We start from the raw sequence: 17238 nt of genomic DNA, 5'->3' as shown, positions 1-17238 counted from the left end.
GAAAAGAAATCACATCACCCTGTATAGTTTTCGAGCACCTGCCGCATGCGGCCGAGATAGCGCGCAAGCACGTCGATCTCGATGTTGAGCGCGCGGCCCACCGCAAGCGCGTCGAAGGTGGTAACAGCGGCGGTATGGGGGATGATGTTGACGCCGAACTCGACGCTGTCAGGGGTGTCGGCGACGCTGTTAACAGTGAGCGAGATGCCGTCGAGCGTGATCGAGCCCTTGGGCGCGAGATAGGGCGCGAGCGCGCGCGGCGCGGCTATCGTGACGCGGTGCGAATCGCCTTCGTCGACCAGACCGACGATCGTGCCGACGCCATCGACATGCCCCGTTACGATATGGCCGCCGAGCTCGTCGCCGATCTTGAGTGCGCGTTCGAGATTGAGGCGCTTGCCCTCGATCCACTGCCCATCGGCCGTGCGCGCGGCGGTTTCGCCCGATATGTCGACCGCGAACCAGCCCGGCCCCTTGTCGACAACGGTGAGGCAGACGCCCGAACAGGCGATCGAGGCACCGAGATCGACGGTGGTCGTATTATAGCCCGTCGCGATCACCGCGCGCAGGTCGCCGCGCTGCTCGATGCCCGTGATCGTGCCGATATCGGTGATGATTCCCGTGAACATGCCGCGCCCTTTCAGTCTCGTACGCGCTCGTAGACTTCGAGCCGGTCGCTGCCAAGCATGCGCGTGTCGGCGAGGCGCCAGCGGCCATGCGCATCGTCGAGCCGCTCGAGTCCGATGTCGCCGAGCGCGGCCTTGCCGTGCCCGATCAGGATCGGCGCGCGGTAAAGCAGCAGCCGGTCGACCAGATCGGCGGCAAGGAAAGCCGACGCGGTGGCGGCACCACCCTCGACGAACAGATGGTCGACATCATCGAGCGCGCCAATGGCGTGGGGATCGGGCACGCCTTCCCAGCCCGGCGGCGGATCGCGGCGCGTCAGCAGCGCGCGGCGCGGACTGCGGCCCTCGAGCCCCGACAGCCGCACATCGAGCCGCGGCGCATCGGTCTCGAAGGTGCCCCGCCCGACCAGGATCATCTCGTGGCGCGACCGCTCCAGATGCGTATGCGCGCGTGCGGCATCGCCCGTGATCCAGCGGCTCGCGCCGCTGACCAGCGCGATGCAGCCGTCGACCGAGGTCGCGAGCTTCAGCGTGACATGCGGCCGTCCGCGCGCGCGACGCGTGAGAAACCCCGCCATCGCCCGACGTGCGGCATTCGCGCCAATTCCGGCATCAACCGCGATGCCCGCCGCGCGCAATGCCGCGAAACCCGTGCCGTCGGTACGCGGATCGGGATCACCAATCGCAGCGACAACCCGCGCGACCCGCGCCGCAATCAGCGATTGCGAACAGGCCGGCCCGCGCGGGCTCTTGTGCGCACAGGGCTCGAGCGTGACATAGGCGGTTGCGCCGCGGGCGGCATCGCCGGCCTGTTCGAGCGCCATCGCCTCGGCATGCGGGCGGCCACCGCGTTGCGTCCAGCCGCGGCCGACGACGATGCCGTCCTTCACGATCACGCAGCCGACATTGGGATTGGGCGCGGTAGCCCCGCGCGTGCGCTCGGACAACGCGAGTGCTGCGGCCATGAAGCGCGAATCGCGGTTCAAAGCCCGAGCGCGTCCAGCTGCTTGTCGACCTTCTGGAAGCTCTTCATCCGCTCCTGCCGCCTCTTCTCAAGCTCGGCCTGGAGGATCTTCTTCTTCTCCATGTCGATCTTCTGCTGCGCGCGGATCTGCTCGAGGCTGCGATCGAGCGGCCAGCTTTCGACATATTGGATATCGCGCTTCCACGGCTTTTCGAATCGCGAATCGACGTAGAAGCCCGCGATCAGCAACGTCGTTATCATGATCGACAGAAAACCGAAGATCAGCTCATGCTTCTGGCGCATCGCAAGGAATCCGCGCAGATCGCGGAGCGCGCGCAGGGGCGAGACGGGCCGGGGGAAGATTGCCATGGCGGCGAAGATAGTCGTTCGGGCCATGCGATGCCACCCCCGGCCGGATCGGGCGCTCAGCCCTCGAGTTCGAAGCGCACCGTCATCTCGCGCCACCCCTCGACGGGAACGCCATCGCGCGTGGCGGGGGTGAAGCGCCATTTGCGGAGCGCCTGGCTGACGGTGACCTCGTAAAAGGCGTCGTCGGCGGCCTCGACGCGCTCGACCCGTTTCACGCGACCATCGGGACCCACGAGCACCCGGACGACGACGACACCTTCCTCACCCACGCGCTGTTTGCCCGGTGGATAGGGTGGCTGGAAGAGCTTGAGATATCTTTGCTCGATCTGCGGCCCGACAAAGACGGGTTTATGCGGCGGATTCTGGATGATCGTACCGCCACCGATCGTCCCCGGAAGAGGCGGTGGCGGGGTGATGATCGTATCCGCAGTGAAGTCATTCTCGCTGGACGGGAGGATCGATTGCGTGGGCGTAACATGGCTTTCGGCACCCTGTTTGGGCTCGATCTTCTGGCTCACCGGTTCGGGCGGCGGTGGGGCGGGGTCGGGCGCCTCGATCGGATTGATCAGCGGAATGACCCTGATGCCTTCGGGAATAATCTCAGGCGCGCTGAACAGCAGTGCGCCGATGATAGCCCCGTTGATCGCGATGGCCGCACCCAGGCTGGTCGGGCTGCGGGTTTTCTGGTCGAGATAGCCTCCTGCGCTGTGCATGACGTCCCTCCTCTCGGGCGGCGCCACGGTTGGCACCGCGTGAAGATGATGTTACATCATTACATGATTCGCGCAAGATGTTTCGTGACGGCAATGACGCGTCAGTCGTCGGTGCGGCGCCGCGCTCCGTCGAGCGCGCGCTCGTGACGCTCGCCTGTCGCCTTGTCCGCCGCTTTCTGCGCCGCGGTCCGCCCGAACTTCGCGCGGTTCGCCTCAGCGGTCCGTGCCGCATCGGCGCGCGCCTTCGCCTTGCGTGCGAGGCGCAGGTTTATGATCTCGACCATCAGTCCGCGATGGCCGTCAGCCGTTCGAGCGCGCGCTCGCGTCCGATCAGCGGCAGCAGCGCCGCCATGTCGGGGCCGTGGTCGCGTCCGGTCAGCGCCTGGCGCAGCGGGAGGAAGAGGGGCTTGCCCTTGCGACCCGTGGCCTCCTTGAGCGCGGCGGTAAGCGCGTGCCATGGATCGACGGCCCAGTCGATGGTTCGGGCCGCCTGCGCCGCCTCGGCAAGATAGGCGCGGTCCTCGGCCGATATGTCGGGCGCTGTTACCGGCCCCCCGATCACCGTCCACCACTCTGCGGCCTGCGCGACGGTTTCCAGATTGGGGCGGATCGCGACCCAGACCGCCTCGTCCATGCCCGCAGGCAGGCGATCAGCAACCGCGGTGTAATCGAGCTGGTGGACGATGCGTGCGTTGAGTTGCGCCAGCTCGGTCTCGTCGAAGCGCGCAGGGGCGCGGCCGAAATGCGCGAAGTCGAAACTGTCGACAAGCGGCTGCGGATCGGTGACCGCCTCGACGGGATCACTGGTGCCAATGCGCGCAAGCTTGGCAACGATCGTGACGGGCTCGATACCGGCATCGCGGAAATGATCGACGCCGAGTGAGCCGAGGCGCTTGGAAAGCTTGCCCTCGCTGCCCGTCAGCAACGCCTCGTGCGCGAACTGGGGCGCTTCGGCACCGAGTGCCGCGAACATCTGGAGCTGCGCCGCGGTGTTGGAGACATGGTCCTCGCCGCGCACGACATGCGTGGTGCCCATATCGACGTCGTCGATCGCCGAGGGGAGCATGTAGAGCCAGCTTCCATCGGCGCGGCGGATCACGGGGTCGGAAAGCAGGTGCGGATCGAAGCGCTGCTCGCCGCGGATGAGGTCGTGCCAGACGATCGGCGTGTCGTGATCGAGCCTGAAGCGCCAGTGCGGCTGGCGGCCCTCGGTCTCGAACGCGGCGCGCTCGGCATCGCTGAGCTTCAGCGCGCCGCGGTCATAGACGGGCGGCAGGCCGCGCCCGAGCAGCACCTTGCGCTTGAGATCGAGTTCCTGCGCGGTCTCGTAAGCCGGATAGACGCGGCCCGCGGCCTTCAGCGCCGCGAACCTTTCCTCATAAAGCGCGAAGCGTTCGGACTGGCGCGCCTCGCCGTCCCACGCGAGCCCGAGCCATGCGAGATCGGCGCGGATCGATTCGACATTTGCCTCGGTCGAGCGTTCGGCGTCGGTGTCGTCGATCCTGAGCAGGAAGCGGCCGCCATGCTTCTTCGCCCACATCCAGTTGTGGAGCGCGGTGCGGATATTGCCGACGTGGAGTCGGCCGGTGGGCGAGGGGGCGAAGCGGGTGGTGACGGTCATTGCCTTGCCTTTAGTGTCATTCCCGCGAAAGCGGGAATCCAGAAGCGCCCGCGCGGATGTTCGACATCGTCTGGATTCCCGCTTTCGCGGGAATGACAGGGAAATATTTCACGATGTCCGGAATGCGTTGGTGATGGGGTAGCGACGATCACGCCCGAAATTGCGCTTGCCAAGCTTGACGCCGGGGGGTGCCTGGCGGCGCTTGTATTCGGCGATGTAGAGCAGCCGTTCGATGCGCGCGACGGTAGCGCGCTCGAAGCCGCGCCCCGCGACATCGTCGACCGACAGCTCCTCCTCGACGAGCCCGTGCAGGATCGCATCGAGTTCCTCATAGGGGGGCAGGCTGTCCGAATCCTTCTGGTCGGGACGCAGTTCGGCCGAGGGCGGTTTGGTGATGATGCGTTCGGGGATGACTGGGCCATCGGGGCCGAGGCCGTGATCGGGGCAGTTGGCGTTGCGCCAGCGCGAAATCTCGAACACCGTCGTCTTGTACGCGTCCTTCAGCGGATTATAGCCGCCCGCCATGTCGCCATAGATGGTGGCGTAGCCGACCGACATCTCGGACTTGTTGCCGGTTGTCAGCAGCATGTGGCCGAACTTGTTGGAGAGCGCCATCAGTGTCACGCCACGGATGCGCGACTGGATATTCTCTTCGGTAATGTCGACATTGCGGTCGGCGAAGCTGTCGGAGAGCATCGCATCGAACGCATCGACCGCGGGAACGATCGGGATGGTGTCGAGCCGGCAACCTATCATCGCCGCGCACTGGACCGCGTCGTCGAGGCTTTCCTGGCTGGTGAAGCGGCTGGGCAGCATCACGCACCAGACGCGCTCGGGCCCCAGCGCATCGGCGGCGATGGCGGCGCAGATCGCCGAATCGATCCCGCCCGACAGGCCGAGCACGACGCCCGGAAAGCGGTTGGCGTTCACATAGTCGCGCAGGCCAACGACCATCGCGTGATAGACATCGGCGGGATGCGGATCGAGCGCATGAAGCTCGCCGGGCGCGCAGCGCCAGCCGCTTTCGCCGCGCTCCCACACGGTCTCGACCAGCGTCTCCTCCCAGTCGGGGAGCTGGTGCGCGAGTTCGCCGTCGGCATTGAGCACGAACGAGGCGCCGTCGAAGACGATCTCGTCCTGCCCGCCGACACGATTGAGGAAGACGAGGGGCAGGCCCGTCTCTTGCACGCGCGCGGCGGCGATGCCGTTCGCGCGCAGATCGTCCTTGTCGATCTCATAGGGGCTGCCATGCGGCGCGATCAGAAGCTCGGCACCCTTCTGCACAAGGTTGGCGCAGACGGTGGGAAACCAGATGTCCTCGCAGATCGGCAGGCCCAGCGTCACGCCGCGAAAGACGATCGGATCGGGGAGGGGGCCGGGCTCGAACAGCCGCTTTTCATCGAAGGTGCCGTAATTGGGCAGTTCGCGCTTGCGCGTGATCGCGACGATCCCGCCGCCGTCGAGCAGCGCGAGCGCGTTATGGAGCTTGCCCGCTTCGAGCAGCACGGTGCCGACGAGCATCGCGGGGCCGCCGTCCGCGGTGGCTTTTGCAAGGCGCGCCAGCTCGACGCGCGCGCGCTCGATCACCGCGGGCTTGAGCACCAGATCCTCGGGCGGATAGCCGATGAGCTGGAGCTCGGGATAGACGATCAGGTCGGCGCGCGTCGCCTTGCGCCATTCGAGCATGGCATCGGCATTGCCCGTGATGTCGCCGACGCGCTGCGAAAGCTGCGCCAGCGCTATGGTGAGCCGGTCGGTCATGGCATGTGCATTAGGGAGCGCCGGGCCGAGCGGCAATGCCCCCTTTCACGATTGCACTTCGATGACTAAAGGGGCGGGCAATCGGGAAACGGCGCGGGACCACCAAACATGAAACTTCTCACCGGCAATTCGAACCTGCCGCTCGCCAAGGCGATCGCCGCATATCTGGAGATCCCCCTCACCGACGCGAGCGTCCGCCGCTTTGCCGATGAGGAAGTTTTCGTGGAAATTCATGAAAATGTCCGCGGCGAGGATGTGTTCGTGCTCCAATCGACCGCCTATCCCGCCAACGACAACCTGATGGAGCTGCTGATCTGCATCGATGCGCTCAAGCGCGCATCGGCCAAGCGGATCACTGCGGTGCTCCCCTATTTCGGCTATGCCCGCCAGGACCGCAAACCCGGTCCGCGCACGCCGATCTCGGCCAAGCTCGTCGCCAACCTGATCACGACCGCAGGCGCCAACCGCGTTCTCTCGGTCGATCTGCATGCCGGCCAGATCCAGGGCTTTTTCGACATCCCGACCGACAATCTCTACGCCGCGCCCGTGATGTCGGCGGACATCCAGGCGCGCTTCGGCGGCAAGAACATCATGGTCGTCTCGCCCGACGTGGGCGGCGTGGTGCGCGCGCGCGCGCTCGCCAAGCGACTCGACAACGCCCCGCTCGCGATCGTCGACAAGCGCCGCGAGCGCGCGGGCGAATCGGAAGTGATGAACATCATCGGCGACGTCGAGGGCCGTTTCTGCATCCTGATCGACGACATCGTCGATTCCGCGGGCACGCTGTGCAACGCCGCGGCCGCGCTCAAGGCCGCAGGCGCCGAGGACGTCGTCGCCTATTGCACCCACGGCGTGCTTTCGGGCGGCGCAGTCGCGCGCGTCGAAGGTTCCGAGCTCGCCGAGCTCGTCATCTCCGACTCGATCGGCAGCCATGAGATCATCAAGGACGCGAAGAAGATCCGCCACCTGACGATCGCGCCGCTGCTCGCCGAGGCGATCCGCCGCATCGCCGACGAAAGCTCGGTCTCGAGCCTGTTCGACTAAGCCGCGGCGGGATTCAGCCCGCCCACGGGTCGTAGCTGCCGAAGCTCCACGGATAGCCTTCGGGGTCGAGCGCCGAATAGCTGCGGCCGCCATAGTCCTGGTCGGTGGGCTCGAGGATGATCCTTGCCCCGGCCGCACGCGCCTGTACCGCATGGCCGTCGACATCGTCGAGCACGACATAGATCGACTGGGTGTTGCCGCCCGCGTCCTGCGGGTGGAGGATATTGGCCTTCTTCATATAGTCGCTGTCGCGCGCGAAGCTGCTCAGCATCACCATCTGCCCGTCGCGCATGAGCTGGGCATGATGGATGAAGTCCGGGTCCTTGTCGTCGGCATAGACCGCGTGGCGGGTGAAGCCGAAGGCGTCGCAGAGAAAGGAAATGGCGGCGGGCGCATCCTTGTAGGACAGGCAGGGGATGATAGCGGATCGGACGGGCATGGTCGGTCTCCTGTTGCTGACATCGCGAAGCTAACCGTATGCCGCCGACCGATCTTGCACGATTGTAACCTCAGGCATTCAGTCGTCGCGGACGCCGCCCTGACCGGGGATCAGGCGCGCGCGCAGCTCGCCTGGCGTCATGTCGCTGAAGGCGCGGACATCGCGCGCCATGTGCGGCTGGTCGTGATAGCCCGCCTCGACCGCGAGCCCGGCAAGGCTGTCGTCGGGCCGCGCCTGAAGCGCGTTCCAGAAACGCTCGAAGCGCGCGAGCCGGCGATAGGTGTCGGGGCTGATCCCCGTTTCGGCCTTGAAGCGATGCGCCAGATGCTTGCGGCTCCACCCGATCTCGTCCGCCACCGCCGCGACGCCGCACGCCTCGTCACGCGCGAGCCGCTTGCGCGCCCAGAGCACCGCATGGTCGAGCGGGCGCGCTTCGTAGAGCCGGCGCATCAGGAAATCGTCGAGAATGGCGAAACGCGCCTCGTGCGAGGGCGTGTCGCCCAGCCGGCCGCCGACCTCCCTTGCGGCGGTTCCGATCAGATCGTCGAGCCGCGCTACGCAATTCGCGATCTCGGCGGCGGGTGCGCCGGTCACCGCGGCGAGACTTTCGAGCGGCAGGAAGATATGGACACCCGCCTGCGAACCGCAGGCGCGCGAGATCGAGGTCGCATCGGCAATGCCGCCGGCAAAGCCCTCGCCAGCGCGCAGCATTATGGCGCGCCCATCGGCGCCGACGATCTCGAGCGGATCGCCGAGGTTGAAGATGAGCACGCCTTCGGTGGCGGCAAGCTCGCGCCGCGCGGTGAAGGAGGTCGTCCGCTCGAAATAGCTCGCATAGCCGGCAACCGCGCCCGCCAGCCTCGCTTGGGGCGGCGCTTCGACCATTTCCCACATGTCGACGCCGTCGTCATGGCGGCGCACCGTGCCGGGTCGGCGATTTTCCATGCGCATTGTCTAGAGCCTGATCGTTTGAGGGGGAAGCGCTTCGCGCTTCCGCCGAAAGCGTGAATCAGGCTCTATTCAAACAGTTGAGACCTTGATTCACGTTCAGGCTGATTCGGCCTGAAACGATCAAGGTCTAGTCGCTTGTCCGCGCATGCGCTACCGCACGCGCCATGAACCGTCCCGACACCGATATCGCGTTTATAAGCCGGCTGGCCGACATCGCCGGCGAGGCGATCCGCCCCTTTTTCCGCGCGCGCTACGAGATCGAGACCAAGAGCGACGCCTCGCCCGTGACGCAGGCCGATCGCGCCGCCGAGGCCGCGATTCGCGCGATCCTCGACGGGGAACTGCCCGCCGACGGCATCATCGGCGAGGAATATGGCGAGAAGTCGGGGACGAGCGGGCGGACCTGGGTGATCGACCCGATCGACGGCACGCGCGCCTTCATCGCGGGGCGCCCGATCTTCGGCACGCTGATCGCGCTGCTGCAGGACGGTTGGCCGGTGATGGGGCTGATCGACCAGCCGATCGCACGCGAGCGCTGGATCGGCTATGTCGGCCGCCCGACAACCTTCAACGGCGCTGTGGTCGCGACGCGCAACTGCCCCACGCTCGACAAGGCGATTCTCGCGACCACGGGGCCGCAGTTTTTCCCGGGCTGCTCGGGCGAGCATTTCTCATGGCTGGCGCGCCAGTGCGGCGATACGATCTTCGGCGGCGACTGCTATAACTATGGCGGGGTTGCCTCCGGGCATATCGACATCGTGGTCGAGGCGGGGCTGAAGCTGCACGACTTCGCGGCGCTGATCCCGGTGGTCGAGGGCGCGGGCGGTCGCATGTGCGACTGGTCAGGCGATCCGCTCGACGCCGACAGCAAGGGTGACGTCATCGCGGCAGGCGACCCCGCGCGTATCGACGACATCATCGAGGCGCTCGCCGCAGGCGACCATCATCACTGATCCTTGAGCGGACCGCCGATCGACCAGACATGCCCGAACGGATCGGTGACCTGCCCGTATCGCTGTCCCCAGAACTGGTTGTCGAGGGGAAGCGCACCGAGGCGCCGGCGCCGAGCGCGCGTTCCCAAGCCCTGTCGGCATTGGGAACCTCGAGATGCAGCCCCACGCCCGCCGGCGGCGGTGACGCCTCGTCGCCCATCATCTCGGGAAAATCGTCATTGAGCATCAACGGGCCGCCATTGATCTCCAGATGCGCGTGCATCAGGCGCTTGCCGTCCTCCGCCGGATGGCGGCGCCGTTCGACCGCACCAAAGGCGCGCGTGTAGAAATCGATCGCTTCGCTGGCACGATTGTCCCGGATCGTCAGATGCGGAACGACGCCCGTCATGGCACAGACTTCGGTCATGGAACTCTCCCTGACTGTCAGGCAACGGCTTATAGCCGATCAGAAGATTCCGAGGAACTTCTTGCGCTGCTTCTTCTCGGTCGTTTTCGTCAGCTTTCCGCTTTCTTCCTTGCTCGTCGTGCCGCGCCCGACATCGTCGCGCGGCTGACCGCCGCGCGTGCGCTGCGACATCGCGCGTGCGCCCGCGAGCACCGGACCACAATCGGCCGCCTTGGCGTCACCGACATCGACAAAGGCGATGACCGCGGCAAGCGGGCTGACCAGCACGCCGAGGCCGAGGCCGGCCCCTGCGCGGCTGACCAGTTGAGGACTGATCACGTCGAGCTTGGGCTCCGCGAAATAGCCGCCGATACCGACCGGTGACTGGCCCGAGAACAGGCTGAACTTCTTGCCGTCAGCACGCACCGCGAGGTCGAGCGATTCATTGCGGAAACTGAACCCGCCGCGCCCGAGGATGACGTTCTTGCGCGTGTCGATCAGGATCGGATCGGCCGCGCCGACGCCGTTGCGCACCGTGAAGCCGATCAGCCCGCAATTGATCTGCACGGGCTCCTTGAGCTTCTTCTCGAACATCTTGGTGACGAAGGTGCCGAGATCGAGTTCCGAAAGCTGGACGTTGCGCGTCCACAGCGTGCCCCGGGGCATGATGATCGCGATGCGCCCATCGGAGGTGGCGAGCGACTTGTGGATCGTATCGCCCTCACCCGTCATCGCGACGCGCGCCTTGAGCATGCCGGTCGTGCCCGACTGCTCGACCCCGAAGCGCGCGAGCAGCTGGCCCATCGGCGTGGGTGCGAGGCGGATGTCGTAACGCGTGCGCACGGGCGTGCCGCGCGCGTTGATCGCGATGTCCGAATCGAGATGGCCGCCAGCGATGTCGAAGCTGAAGGGCGACAGCGTCATCAGGCTGCGGTCGAGATTGAGTGTGAGCGCGATGTTGGAAACGGGGAAGCTCTTCGCACGCACGCGGCGCACGCTCCATTTGACGTCGGCGTCGAACCGGCTGATCGCCTCGATCCTGAGCGGCGCGTCAGGGAGCACGCGCGGCCGCCCCGCCACCGTCTTCACCGCACCCGCATTGCCGCGCGCCTCGAGCCGGTCGGGATCATAGCCGATGAACGGCCCGGCATCGACGATGTCGAGCGTGCGCGTCTGCAGATCGGCATCGATCTTCAGACGCTGCTCGGGCCGCGAGATCGTCATGAGCCCCGCGATGTCGCTTTCGCCGAATACGCCCTTCAAGCGCGTGAAGCGCCAGGACTCGTCCTTCTTGGTCAGGTTGGAGGTGATGCGATAGGCACGGGTGTCGGGTACCGCGACGCCGAGAAAGTCGAACAACAGGCTGATATTGGGGCCGCGCACGCCCATCTTCAGATCGGCGCCCTCGATCTCGGTCGCGCCGGGCAGCGTGCCCGAGACGGTCATCGACGTCGGTCCCGATCGGGCCGCGAGACGGAGCTGGTTGCGCCCGCCCTCGATCGTCTCGTTGGGCGACATCAGGTTGCCCGACAAGGTGAAGGGGCGATTGCGCATCGAACCGCCGCCGCTGAAGCGGATATCGTTCTGGAATCGCGTATCGGCGGCACGCACCGTTTCGATCCGGATATCCGCGCTGAGCCGCATCGGCGGGTCGCGATAGTGGATTTCGGTGCCGCGCACGACTGCCTGGCGGATGATCGGAATCTCGAGCGGCTCAGCGGGCTTGTCGGGATCGCCGAAGGTCCAGCTGTTGCGCTTGCCCGCCTTGTCCCATTCCAGATTGACGTCACCCGCGACAAGCGCGAGCCAGTTGATCCGGTCCTTGCCGAACAGCAGCGTCCAGGTCGCGATGTTGGTATCGATCACGCGCGATTCGAAGAAATTGCGGCTGCTCGCCCATTCCGGGTTGGATACGGTCAGCCCTTCGGCATAGAATTTGACGTTGAAGGGATTGAAATAGAGCTGAAAATCGCCCTCCACATCGACCTTGCGCTCGATCTGGGCGCCGACGATCCGTTCGAACGGCGCTTTGAGAAAGCGGCCCTTGGTGATGTAGAGAATCAGCCACGCAAGCACGATCGCCGCGATGATGCCGCCGATCGTGTAAAGCACGACTCGCACAGGATCGATCCTGCGCCGGCTTGGAAGGGGCGTCGCCGTCGAGAACCGTCCGTGGTTCATATAGGCAGCCATGAAGTTCAAACTCTTGGCAAAACGCGCTGTTCCAATTCTGCGCCGGGCGGTTGCATTGCCGGGCCTTGTCGGGTAAAGGCCCCGCTTTCCGCGATTCATCCCGAGTATCGGGGGGACTGCCCGGCCGTCAGGCATGCCGAGGCCGTCCGCAATCGTCGAGTTACAAGGAGACGAAAATGCCCAAACTGAAGACCAAGAGCGGGGTCAAGAAGCGTTTCAAGATCACCGCCAATGGCAAGGTGAAGCACGGCGTTGCCGGCAAGCGTCACCGGCTTTCGAGCCATAATGCCAAGTACATCCGCTCCAACCGCGGCACCGACGTGCTTTCCGAGTCCGATTGGGGACACGTGAAGCTCTGGGCGCCCTACGGTCTCAAGTAAGGAGTACTGACAGATGGCACGCGTCAAACGTGGTACGACCACGAAAGCCAAGCACAAGAGGATTCTGGATCAGGCGAAGGGCTTTTACGGCCGTCGCAAGAACACGATCCGCATCGCGCGTCAGGCGGTCGAAAAGGCCGGCCAGTACGCCTATCGCGACCGCAAGGTCAAAAAGCGGACCTTCCGTGGTCTGTGGATCCAGCGCATCAACGCGGGCGTCCGCGCCGAGGGCCTGACCTATTCGCAGTTCATGCACGGGCTGAAGCTCGCGGGCATCGAGCTCGACCGCAAGGTCCTCGCCGACATCGCGATGCACGAGGGTGAAGCGTTTAGCGCCATCGTCGCTCAGGCGAAGGCGGCTCTGCCCCAGGCCGCCTGAAACGGCCTGTAGCGAAAAGCGACACAGGGGCGCGGGTGGCACATGCCATCCGCGCCCTTTGCTTTTGGGGCGCTTCTTTCTATGGCCCCACCGACATTCTCGAAGCGGACATCCATGACTGACCTGACCACACTCGAAGCCGAGCTGATGACGGCGATCGCCGGGGCGGATACACCACAAGCGATCGAGGACGTGCGCGTGAAGGCGCTGGGCAAGCAGGGCGCGATCACCGCGCTGTTGAAGTCGCTGGGCGGCATGAGCGCCGATCAACGCCAGAGCGAAGGGCCGAAGATCCACGCGCTGCGCGAGGCGGTCACCGACGCCATCGCCGAACGCAAGGCAGCGCTGGAGCGTGCCGCGCTCGATGCGAAGCTCTCTGCGGAAACGCTCGACATGACGCTGCCGCCGTCCTCCGCGCCGCAGGGCAGCGTACATCCGGTCAGCCAGGTGATGGACGAACTCGCCGAGATCTTCGCCGATATGGGCTTCTCGGTCGCCACCGGCCCCGAGATCGAGGACGACTGGCACAATTTCACGGCGCTCAACATTCCCGAGACGCATCCCGCACGCGCGATGCACGACACCTTCTATTTCCCGGACAAGCGGCATGGACACGACATGCTGCTGCGCACGCACACCTCGCCCGTGCAGATCCGCACCATGACGCAGGAAAAGCCGCCGATCCGCATCATCGCGCCGGGCCGCGTCTATCGTTCGGATTCGGACGCGACGCACACCCCGATGTTCCACCAGATCGAGGGTCTGGTGATCGACAAGGGCATCCATCTCGGCCACCTCAAATGGACGCTCGAGACCTTTTTGAAGGCGTTCTTCGAGCGCGACGACATCGTGCTGCGGCTGCGTCCGAGCTATTTCCCCTTCACCGAGCCTTCGGTCGAGGTCGATGTCGGCTATTCGATCGAAAAGGGCCGCCGCGTGCTCGGCGGGCGGGAAGGCTGGATGGAGCTGCTCGGCTCCGGCATGGTCAACGCGCGCGTGCTCGAAGCGTGCAATCTCGATCCCCAAGAATGGCAGGGTTTCGCCTTCGGCGTCGGCGTCGACCGGCTCGCAATGCTCAAATATGGCATGGATGATCTGCGCGCCTTTTTCGACGGCGACCTGCGTTGGCTCAGGCACTATGGCTTCTCGGCACTCGATGTGCCCACGCTTTCGGGAGGAGTGGGCGCATGAAGTTCACACTGTCCTGGCTCAAGGAGCATCTCGATACCGCGGCAACGCTCGACCAGGTGCTCGATACGCTAAATGCCATCGGCCTCGAGGTCGAAGGCGTCGAGAATGCCGCCGAGAAACTCGCGCCCTTCACCATCGCGAAAGTGCTGACCGCCGAGCGCCACCCGCAGGCCGACAAGCTGCAGGTGCTGTCGGTCGATGCGGGCAACGGGCCGCTGCAGGTCGTCTGCGGCGCGCCCAATGCACGTGCGGGACTGGTCGGCGTTTTCGGCTCGCCCGGCGCGTATGTTCCCGGGCTCGACCTCACGCTCAAGGTCGCGGCGATCCGCGGGGTCGAATCGAACGGCATGATGTGCTCGTTCCGCGAGCTCGAGCTGGGCGAGGATCATGAGGGCATCATCGAGCTGCCAGAGGACGCGCCCGTGGGTGCGAGCTATGCCGCATGGGCGGGTCTCGACGATCCCGTGATCGACGTTTCGATCACCCCCAACCGGCAGGACTGCATGGGCGTGCGCGGCATCGCGCGCGACCTCGCCGCGGCGGGGCTGGGGACGCTCAGGCCGCTCGCCGAGGTCTATCGCATGGCGACGCTCGAGCCGGTGGCGGGAAGCGATCCTGCGCCCGCGGTTGCCACCCTCGATCCCGAGGGCTGCCCGGCCTTCTTCGCGCAGGCCGTGTCGGGCGTCACTAACGGCACGTCCCCGGCATGGATGAGCGACAAGCTCAAGGCGATCGGCCAGAAGCCCATTTCGATGCTGGTCGACGTCACCAATTTCGTGTCGACCGATCTGGGACGACCGCTCCACGTCTATGACCGTGCGACGCTCTCGGGGCCGCTCGTCGCGCGCCGCGCAAAGGATGGCGAGCAAGTGCTGGCGCTCAACGGCAAGACCTACACGCTCGATGACAGCATGACCGTGATCGCCGACGACGCGGCCGTACACGACATCGGCGGCATCATGGGCGGAGAGCATTCGGGTGTGTCCGAAAGCACCACCGATGTGCTGATCGAATGCGCCTATTTCGATCCCGCCCACATAGCACGGACCGGGCAGAAACTCGGTCTCACGAGCGACGCACGCCAGCGCTTCGAGCGTGGTGTCGATCCGGCCTTTCTCGACGACGGCCTCGCGATCGCGACGCGCCTCGTGCTGGATCATTGTGGCGGCACGCCAAGCGCCATCACGCGCGCGGGCACGCCGCCCGTGCAGATGGCCACGCATCGCTATGACCCGGCACTGACCGAAACGCTCGCGGGCGTTGCGGTCGATGCGGACCGGCAGAAGACGATCCTGGAGAGTCTGGGTTTCGCGGTGGCGGGCAGCAATGAATGGCAGGTGACCCCGCCGACATGGCGGCGCGACGTCATCGGCAGCGCCGATCTGGTCGAGGAAGTCGTCCGCATCGTCGGGCTCGATCATGTCCCCTCGACCCCGCTGCCACGCGCTCCCGGGGTTGCGAAGCCGACCGCGACGCCCGAGCAGCTGATGGAGCGCCGCGTGCGCCGCACCGCGGCCGAGCGCGGGCTCAACGAAGCGGTGACATGGAGCTTCCTCTCCGAGAAGGAGGCGGCAGCTTTTGGTGGCGGCGACTGGACGCTCGCCAACCCGATCTCCGAGGACATGAAGGTCATGCGCCCCTCGCTGCTGCCGGGGCTGCTCGGCGCGGCAGCGCGCAACCAGGCGCGCGGCGCGGAGACGATCCGTCTGTTCGAGCTGGGCCGGCGTTACTTCAGCGATAATGAGCGGCTGACGCTGGGCTTCGTGCTCGCGGGCGACAAGGCGCCGCGCAACTGGCAGACGGGCAAGGCGCAGGGCTTCGACGCGTTCGATGGCAAGGCGGAAGTGCTGGCACTCCTCGCCGCGGCGGGTGCGCCCGTCGAGAATCTGCAGGTCTTCGGTGAGGCGGGCGAGCATTTCCATCCCGGCCAGTCGGCGACGCTGCGACTCGGGCCCAAGACCGTGCTCGCCGCCTTCGGCACGCTCCATCCGCTGACCGCCAAGGCCTTCGACCTCGACGGCACCGTGATTGCGGCCGAGCTCTATCTCGACGCGATTCCGGGCAGGCGCGCCGCGGGGCGGATGCGGACCGCCTATGCGCCGCCCGCGCTGCAGGCGGTGACGCGCGATTTCGCCTTCCTCGTGCCCGCCGATACCCCCGCGGACAGCCTTGTCCGCGCAGTGAAGGGCGCCGACAAGCAGGCGATCGTGACGGCAAGACTGTTTGACGTCTTTGTCGGCCAGGGTGTTGAGCAAGGCCATAAATCGGTCGCGGTGGAAGTGATCCTGCAACCGCAGGACAAGAGCTTCACCGACGAGGACCTGACCGCGATCTCGGACAAGGTCGTCAAGGCGGCCGAAAAGATCGGCGCGAGGCTGCGTGGCTGAAAAGGGCGCGGTCTCGATCAGCTCGGGCGACCTGACGGCGCGGATCGCGCCGTTGGGCGCGGAGCTGGTGAGTCTGACCGACGCGCAGGGCCGCGAGCTGATGAGCGACGGCGATCCCGCTTTCTGGGCAGGACACGCACCGATCCTGTTCCCGATCGTCGGACGATTGAACGGCGATCGCTATCGGCTGGGCGAGAAGAGCTACGAGCTGCCGCAGCACGGTTTCGCACGGCGGCGCGATTTCACCATCGTGGCACAGGATCCCGATGCGGTACGCTTCCGGCTCGTCGACAGCCCCGAGACGCAGGCGGTCTATCCCTTTGCGTTTGTGCTCGACATGGCCTTCCACCTGTCGGGCACGACGCTGACGGTGATCGCGACAATCGGCAATCCGGGGACCGAGCCGTTGCCCGCGAGCTTCGGCTTCCACCCCGCCTTTGCGTGGCCGCTGCCCTATGGTGGCGCGCGCGAGAACCATCGCATCGTCTTCGAGAAGGACGAGCCCGCGGATACCCGGCGCATCGTCCCCGGCGGACTGATCGGTCAGCCCACGGTTTCGAGCCCGGTCAACGGGCGCGAACTGGTGCTGAAGGACGAGCTCTTCGCGCACGACGCGCTGATCTGGGACCGCCTCGAAAGCCGTGCGCTGCGTTATGGCGGGGCCAACGGCCCGCAACTCGACATCGCCTTTCCCGATACCGAATGGCTCGGCATCTGGACCAAGCCGGGTGCGCGCTTCGTCTGCATCGAGCCCTGGGCAGGCATGGCCGATCCCGAAGGCTTTGAAGGTGATTTCAACGAGAAGCCGGGCGTCTTCCTGATCGGGCCCGGCGCCAGCCGGTCCTTCACCATGCATGTGACGCTTGCCGAGAACTGACGACG

At 65.9% G+C, this 17238-nt stretch carries 18 protein-coding genes; 7 read left to right on the top strand and 11 right to left on the bottom strand.

Translation table 11 applies throughout. The features are described 5' to 3' along the window. Nucleotides 1-14: 14 nt before the first annotated feature. The 7 genes from AC3WJD_RS04915 to AC3WJD_RS04885 form a co-directional block, all read right to left on the bottom strand. Nucleotides 15-629, bottom strand: a complete 615-nt coding sequence (locus AC3WJD_RS04915) for a riboflavin synthase (RefSeq protein ID WP_492745058.1) — start codon at nt 627-629, stop codon at nt 15-17. Nucleotides 630-640: 11 nt separating this feature from the next. After that, nucleotides 641-1612: a bifunctional diaminohydroxyphosphoribosylaminopyrimidine deaminase/5-amino-6-(5-phosphoribosylamino)uracil reductase RibD gene (gene ribD, locus AC3WJD_RS04910; RefSeq protein WP_492745056.1), complete on the bottom strand. Its 972-nt coding sequence runs from the start codon at nt 1610-1612 to the stop codon at nt 641-643. Next, nucleotides 1609-1986 (bottom strand): hypothetical protein, encoded by a 378-nt coding sequence (locus AC3WJD_RS04905; RefSeq protein WP_492745055.1) that lies wholly within the window; start codon nt 1984-1986, stop codon nt 1609-1611. Before AC3WJD_RS04905 ends, ribD begins: the two co-directional genes overlap by 4 nt. A gap of 29 nt (nt 1987-2015) precedes the next feature. After that, nucleotides 2016-2672: a TonB family protein gene (locus AC3WJD_RS04900; protein WP_492745054.1), complete on the bottom strand. Its 657-nt coding sequence runs from the start codon at nt 2670-2672 to the stop codon at nt 2016-2018. Between the two features lie 101 nt (nt 2673-2773). Continuing rightward, nucleotides 2774-2956: a DUF4169 family protein gene (locus AC3WJD_RS04895; RefSeq protein ID WP_492745053.1), complete on the bottom strand. Its 183-nt coding sequence runs from the start codon at nt 2954-2956 to the stop codon at nt 2774-2776. Then, nucleotides 2956-4293, bottom strand: a complete 1338-nt coding sequence (gltX, locus tag AC3WJD_RS04890) for a glutamate--tRNA ligase (protein ID WP_492745052.1) — start codon at nt 4291-4293, stop codon at nt 2956-2958. Before gltX ends, AC3WJD_RS04895 begins: the two co-directional genes overlap by 1 nt. A gap of 108 nt (nt 4294-4401) precedes the next feature. Then, nucleotides 4402-6054, bottom strand: a complete 1653-nt coding sequence (locus tag AC3WJD_RS04885; protein ID WP_492745050.1) for an NAD+ synthase — start codon at nt 6052-6054, stop codon at nt 4402-4404. Nucleotides 6055-6162: 108 nt separating this feature from the next. Here AC3WJD_RS04885 and AC3WJD_RS04880 point away from each other — a divergent pair, with 108 nt between their 5' ends. Beyond that, the gene (locus AC3WJD_RS04880; RefSeq protein WP_492745049.1) at nt 6163-7098 is read left to right on the top strand and encodes a ribose-phosphate pyrophosphokinase; all 936 of its coding nucleotides are present in this window, start codon (nt 6163-6165) and stop codon (nt 7096-7098) included. Between the two features lie 13 nt (nt 7099-7111). On the opposite strand, the gene AC3WJD_RS04875 is transcribed toward AC3WJD_RS04880, so the two are convergent. Then, nucleotides 7112-7537, bottom strand: coding sequence for a VOC family protein (locus tag AC3WJD_RS04875; RefSeq protein ID WP_492745047.1), 426 nt, complete (start codon nt 7535-7537; stop codon nt 7112-7114). Between the two features lie 78 nt (nt 7538-7615). Next, nucleotides 7616-8482 (bottom strand): AraC family transcriptional regulator, encoded by an 867-nt coding sequence (locus AC3WJD_RS04870; protein ID WP_492745045.1) that lies wholly within the window; start codon nt 8480-8482, stop codon nt 7616-7618. Between the two features lie 170 nt (nt 8483-8652). On the opposite strand from AC3WJD_RS04870, the gene hisN reads away from it, so the two are divergent. After that, a complete protein-coding gene (hisN, locus tag AC3WJD_RS04865; RefSeq protein ID WP_492745043.1) occupies nt 8653-9441 on the top strand; it encodes a histidinol-phosphatase in 789 nt (262 codons plus the stop codon). Here hisN and AC3WJD_RS04860 read toward each other — a convergent pair. Together AC3WJD_RS04860 and AC3WJD_RS04855 are read right to left on the bottom strand one after the other, a co-directional pair. Then, nucleotides 9404-9847, bottom strand: a complete 444-nt coding sequence (locus AC3WJD_RS04860) for a VOC family protein (RefSeq protein WP_492745041.1) — start codon at nt 9845-9847, stop codon at nt 9404-9406. The genes hisN and AC3WJD_RS04860 overlap by 38 nt on opposite strands. Nucleotides 9848-9886: 39 nt before the next feature. Continuing rightward, a complete protein-coding gene (locus tag AC3WJD_RS04855) occupies nt 9887-12007 on the bottom strand; it encodes an AsmA family protein (protein WP_492745039.1) in 2121 nt (706 codons plus the stop codon). A gap of 188 nt (nt 12008-12195) precedes the next feature. Between AC3WJD_RS04855 and rpmI the strand changes: the two genes are divergently transcribed. The 5 genes from rpmI (at nt 12196) to AC3WJD_RS04830 (ending at nt 17233) form a co-directional block, all read left to right on the top strand. Further along, nucleotides 12196-12399: a 50S ribosomal protein L35 gene (gene rpmI, locus AC3WJD_RS04850; RefSeq protein ID WP_492745037.1), complete on the top strand. Its 204-nt coding sequence runs from the start codon at nt 12196-12198 to the stop codon at nt 12397-12399. 13 nt (nt 12400-12412) lie between these two features. Next, entirely contained in the window at nt 12413-12778 is a 366-nt protein-coding gene (gene rplT / locus AC3WJD_RS04845; protein WP_241633379.1) for a 50S ribosomal protein L20, read from the top strand. Nucleotides 12779-12892: 114 nt separating this feature from the next. Then, entirely contained in the window at nt 12893-13969 is a 1077-nt protein-coding gene (gene pheS, locus AC3WJD_RS04840; RefSeq protein ID WP_492745032.1) for a phenylalanine--tRNA ligase subunit alpha, read from the top strand. Further along, nucleotides 13966-16356 carry a phenylalanine--tRNA ligase subunit beta gene (gene pheT, locus AC3WJD_RS04835; RefSeq protein WP_492745030.1) on the top strand — a complete coding sequence of 797 codons (2391 nt, stop codon included), beginning with the start codon at nt 13966-13968 and terminating at the stop codon, nt 16354-16356. Before pheS ends, pheT begins: the two co-directional genes overlap by 4 nt. Then, entirely contained in the window at nt 16349-17233 is an 885-nt protein-coding gene (locus AC3WJD_RS04830) for an aldose 1-epimerase family protein (protein WP_492745028.1), read from the top strand. The genes pheT and AC3WJD_RS04830 overlap by 8 nt, the downstream gene beginning before the upstream one ends. Nucleotides 17234-17238 lie beyond the last annotated feature (5 nt).

The organism is Sphingobium sp. FW306-1B-F04DB, from assembly GCF_058781925.1.
The sequence above is the reverse complement of the archived record's forward strand: the minus strand, read 5'-3'. Positions and strand labels throughout refer to the sequence as shown.

Excerpts from the sequence above, each read along its gene's own strand:
- AC3WJD_RS04915 (WP_492745058.1), bottom strand. The coding sequence starts at position 629 with ATGTTCACGGGAATCATCACCGATATCGGCACGATCACGGGCATCGAG.
- AC3WJD_RS04905 (WP_492745055.1), bottom strand. The coding sequence starts at position 1,986 with ATGGCCCGAACGACTATCTTCGCCGCCATGGCAATCTTCCCCCGGCCC.
- AC3WJD_RS04900 (WP_492745054.1), bottom strand. The coding sequence starts at position 2,672 with ATGCACAGCGCAGGAGGCTATCTCGACCAGAAAACCCGCAGCCCGACC.
- AC3WJD_RS04895 (WP_492745053.1), bottom strand. The coding sequence starts at position 2,956 with ATGGTCGAGATCATAAACCTGCGCCTCGCACGCAAGGCGAAGGCGCGC.
- gltX (WP_492745052.1), bottom strand. The coding sequence starts at position 4,293 with ATGACCGTCACCACCCGCTTCGCCCCCTCGCCCACCGGCCGACTCCAC.
- AC3WJD_RS04885 (WP_492745050.1), bottom strand. The coding sequence starts at position 6,054 with ATGACCGACCGGCTCACCATAGCGCTGGCGCAGCTTTCGCAGCGCGTC.
- AC3WJD_RS04880 (WP_492745049.1), top strand. The coding sequence starts at position 6,163 with ATGAAACTTCTCACCGGCAATTCGAACCTGCCGCTCGCCAAGGCGATC.
- AC3WJD_RS04875 (WP_492745047.1), bottom strand. The coding sequence starts at position 7,537 with ATGCCCGTCCGATCCGCTATCATCCCCTGCCTGTCCTACAAGGATGCG.
- AC3WJD_RS04870 (WP_492745045.1), bottom strand. The coding sequence starts at position 8,482 with ATGGAAAATCGCCGACCCGGCACGGTGCGCCGCCATGACGACGGCGTC.
- hisN (WP_492745043.1), top strand. The coding sequence starts at position 8,653 with ATGAACCGTCCCGACACCGATATCGCGTTTATAAGCCGGCTGGCCGAC.
- AC3WJD_RS04860 (WP_492745041.1), bottom strand. The coding sequence starts at position 9,847 with ATGACCGAAGTCTGTGCCATGACGGGCGTCGTTCCGCATCTGACGATC.
- AC3WJD_RS04855 (WP_492745039.1), bottom strand. The coding sequence starts at position 12,007 with ATGAACCACGGACGGTTCTCGACGGCGACGCCCCTTCCAAGCCGGCGC.
- rpmI (WP_492745037.1), top strand. The coding sequence starts at position 12,196 with ATGCCCAAACTGAAGACCAAGAGCGGGGTCAAGAAGCGTTTCAAGATC.
- rplT (WP_241633379.1), top strand. The coding sequence starts at position 12,413 with ATGGCACGCGTCAAACGTGGTACGACCACGAAAGCCAAGCACAAGAGG.
- pheS (WP_492745032.1), top strand. The coding sequence starts at position 12,893 with ATGACTGACCTGACCACACTCGAAGCCGAGCTGATGACGGCGATCGCC.
- pheT (WP_492745030.1), top strand. The coding sequence starts at position 13,966 with ATGAAGTTCACACTGTCCTGGCTCAAGGAGCATCTCGATACCGCGGCA.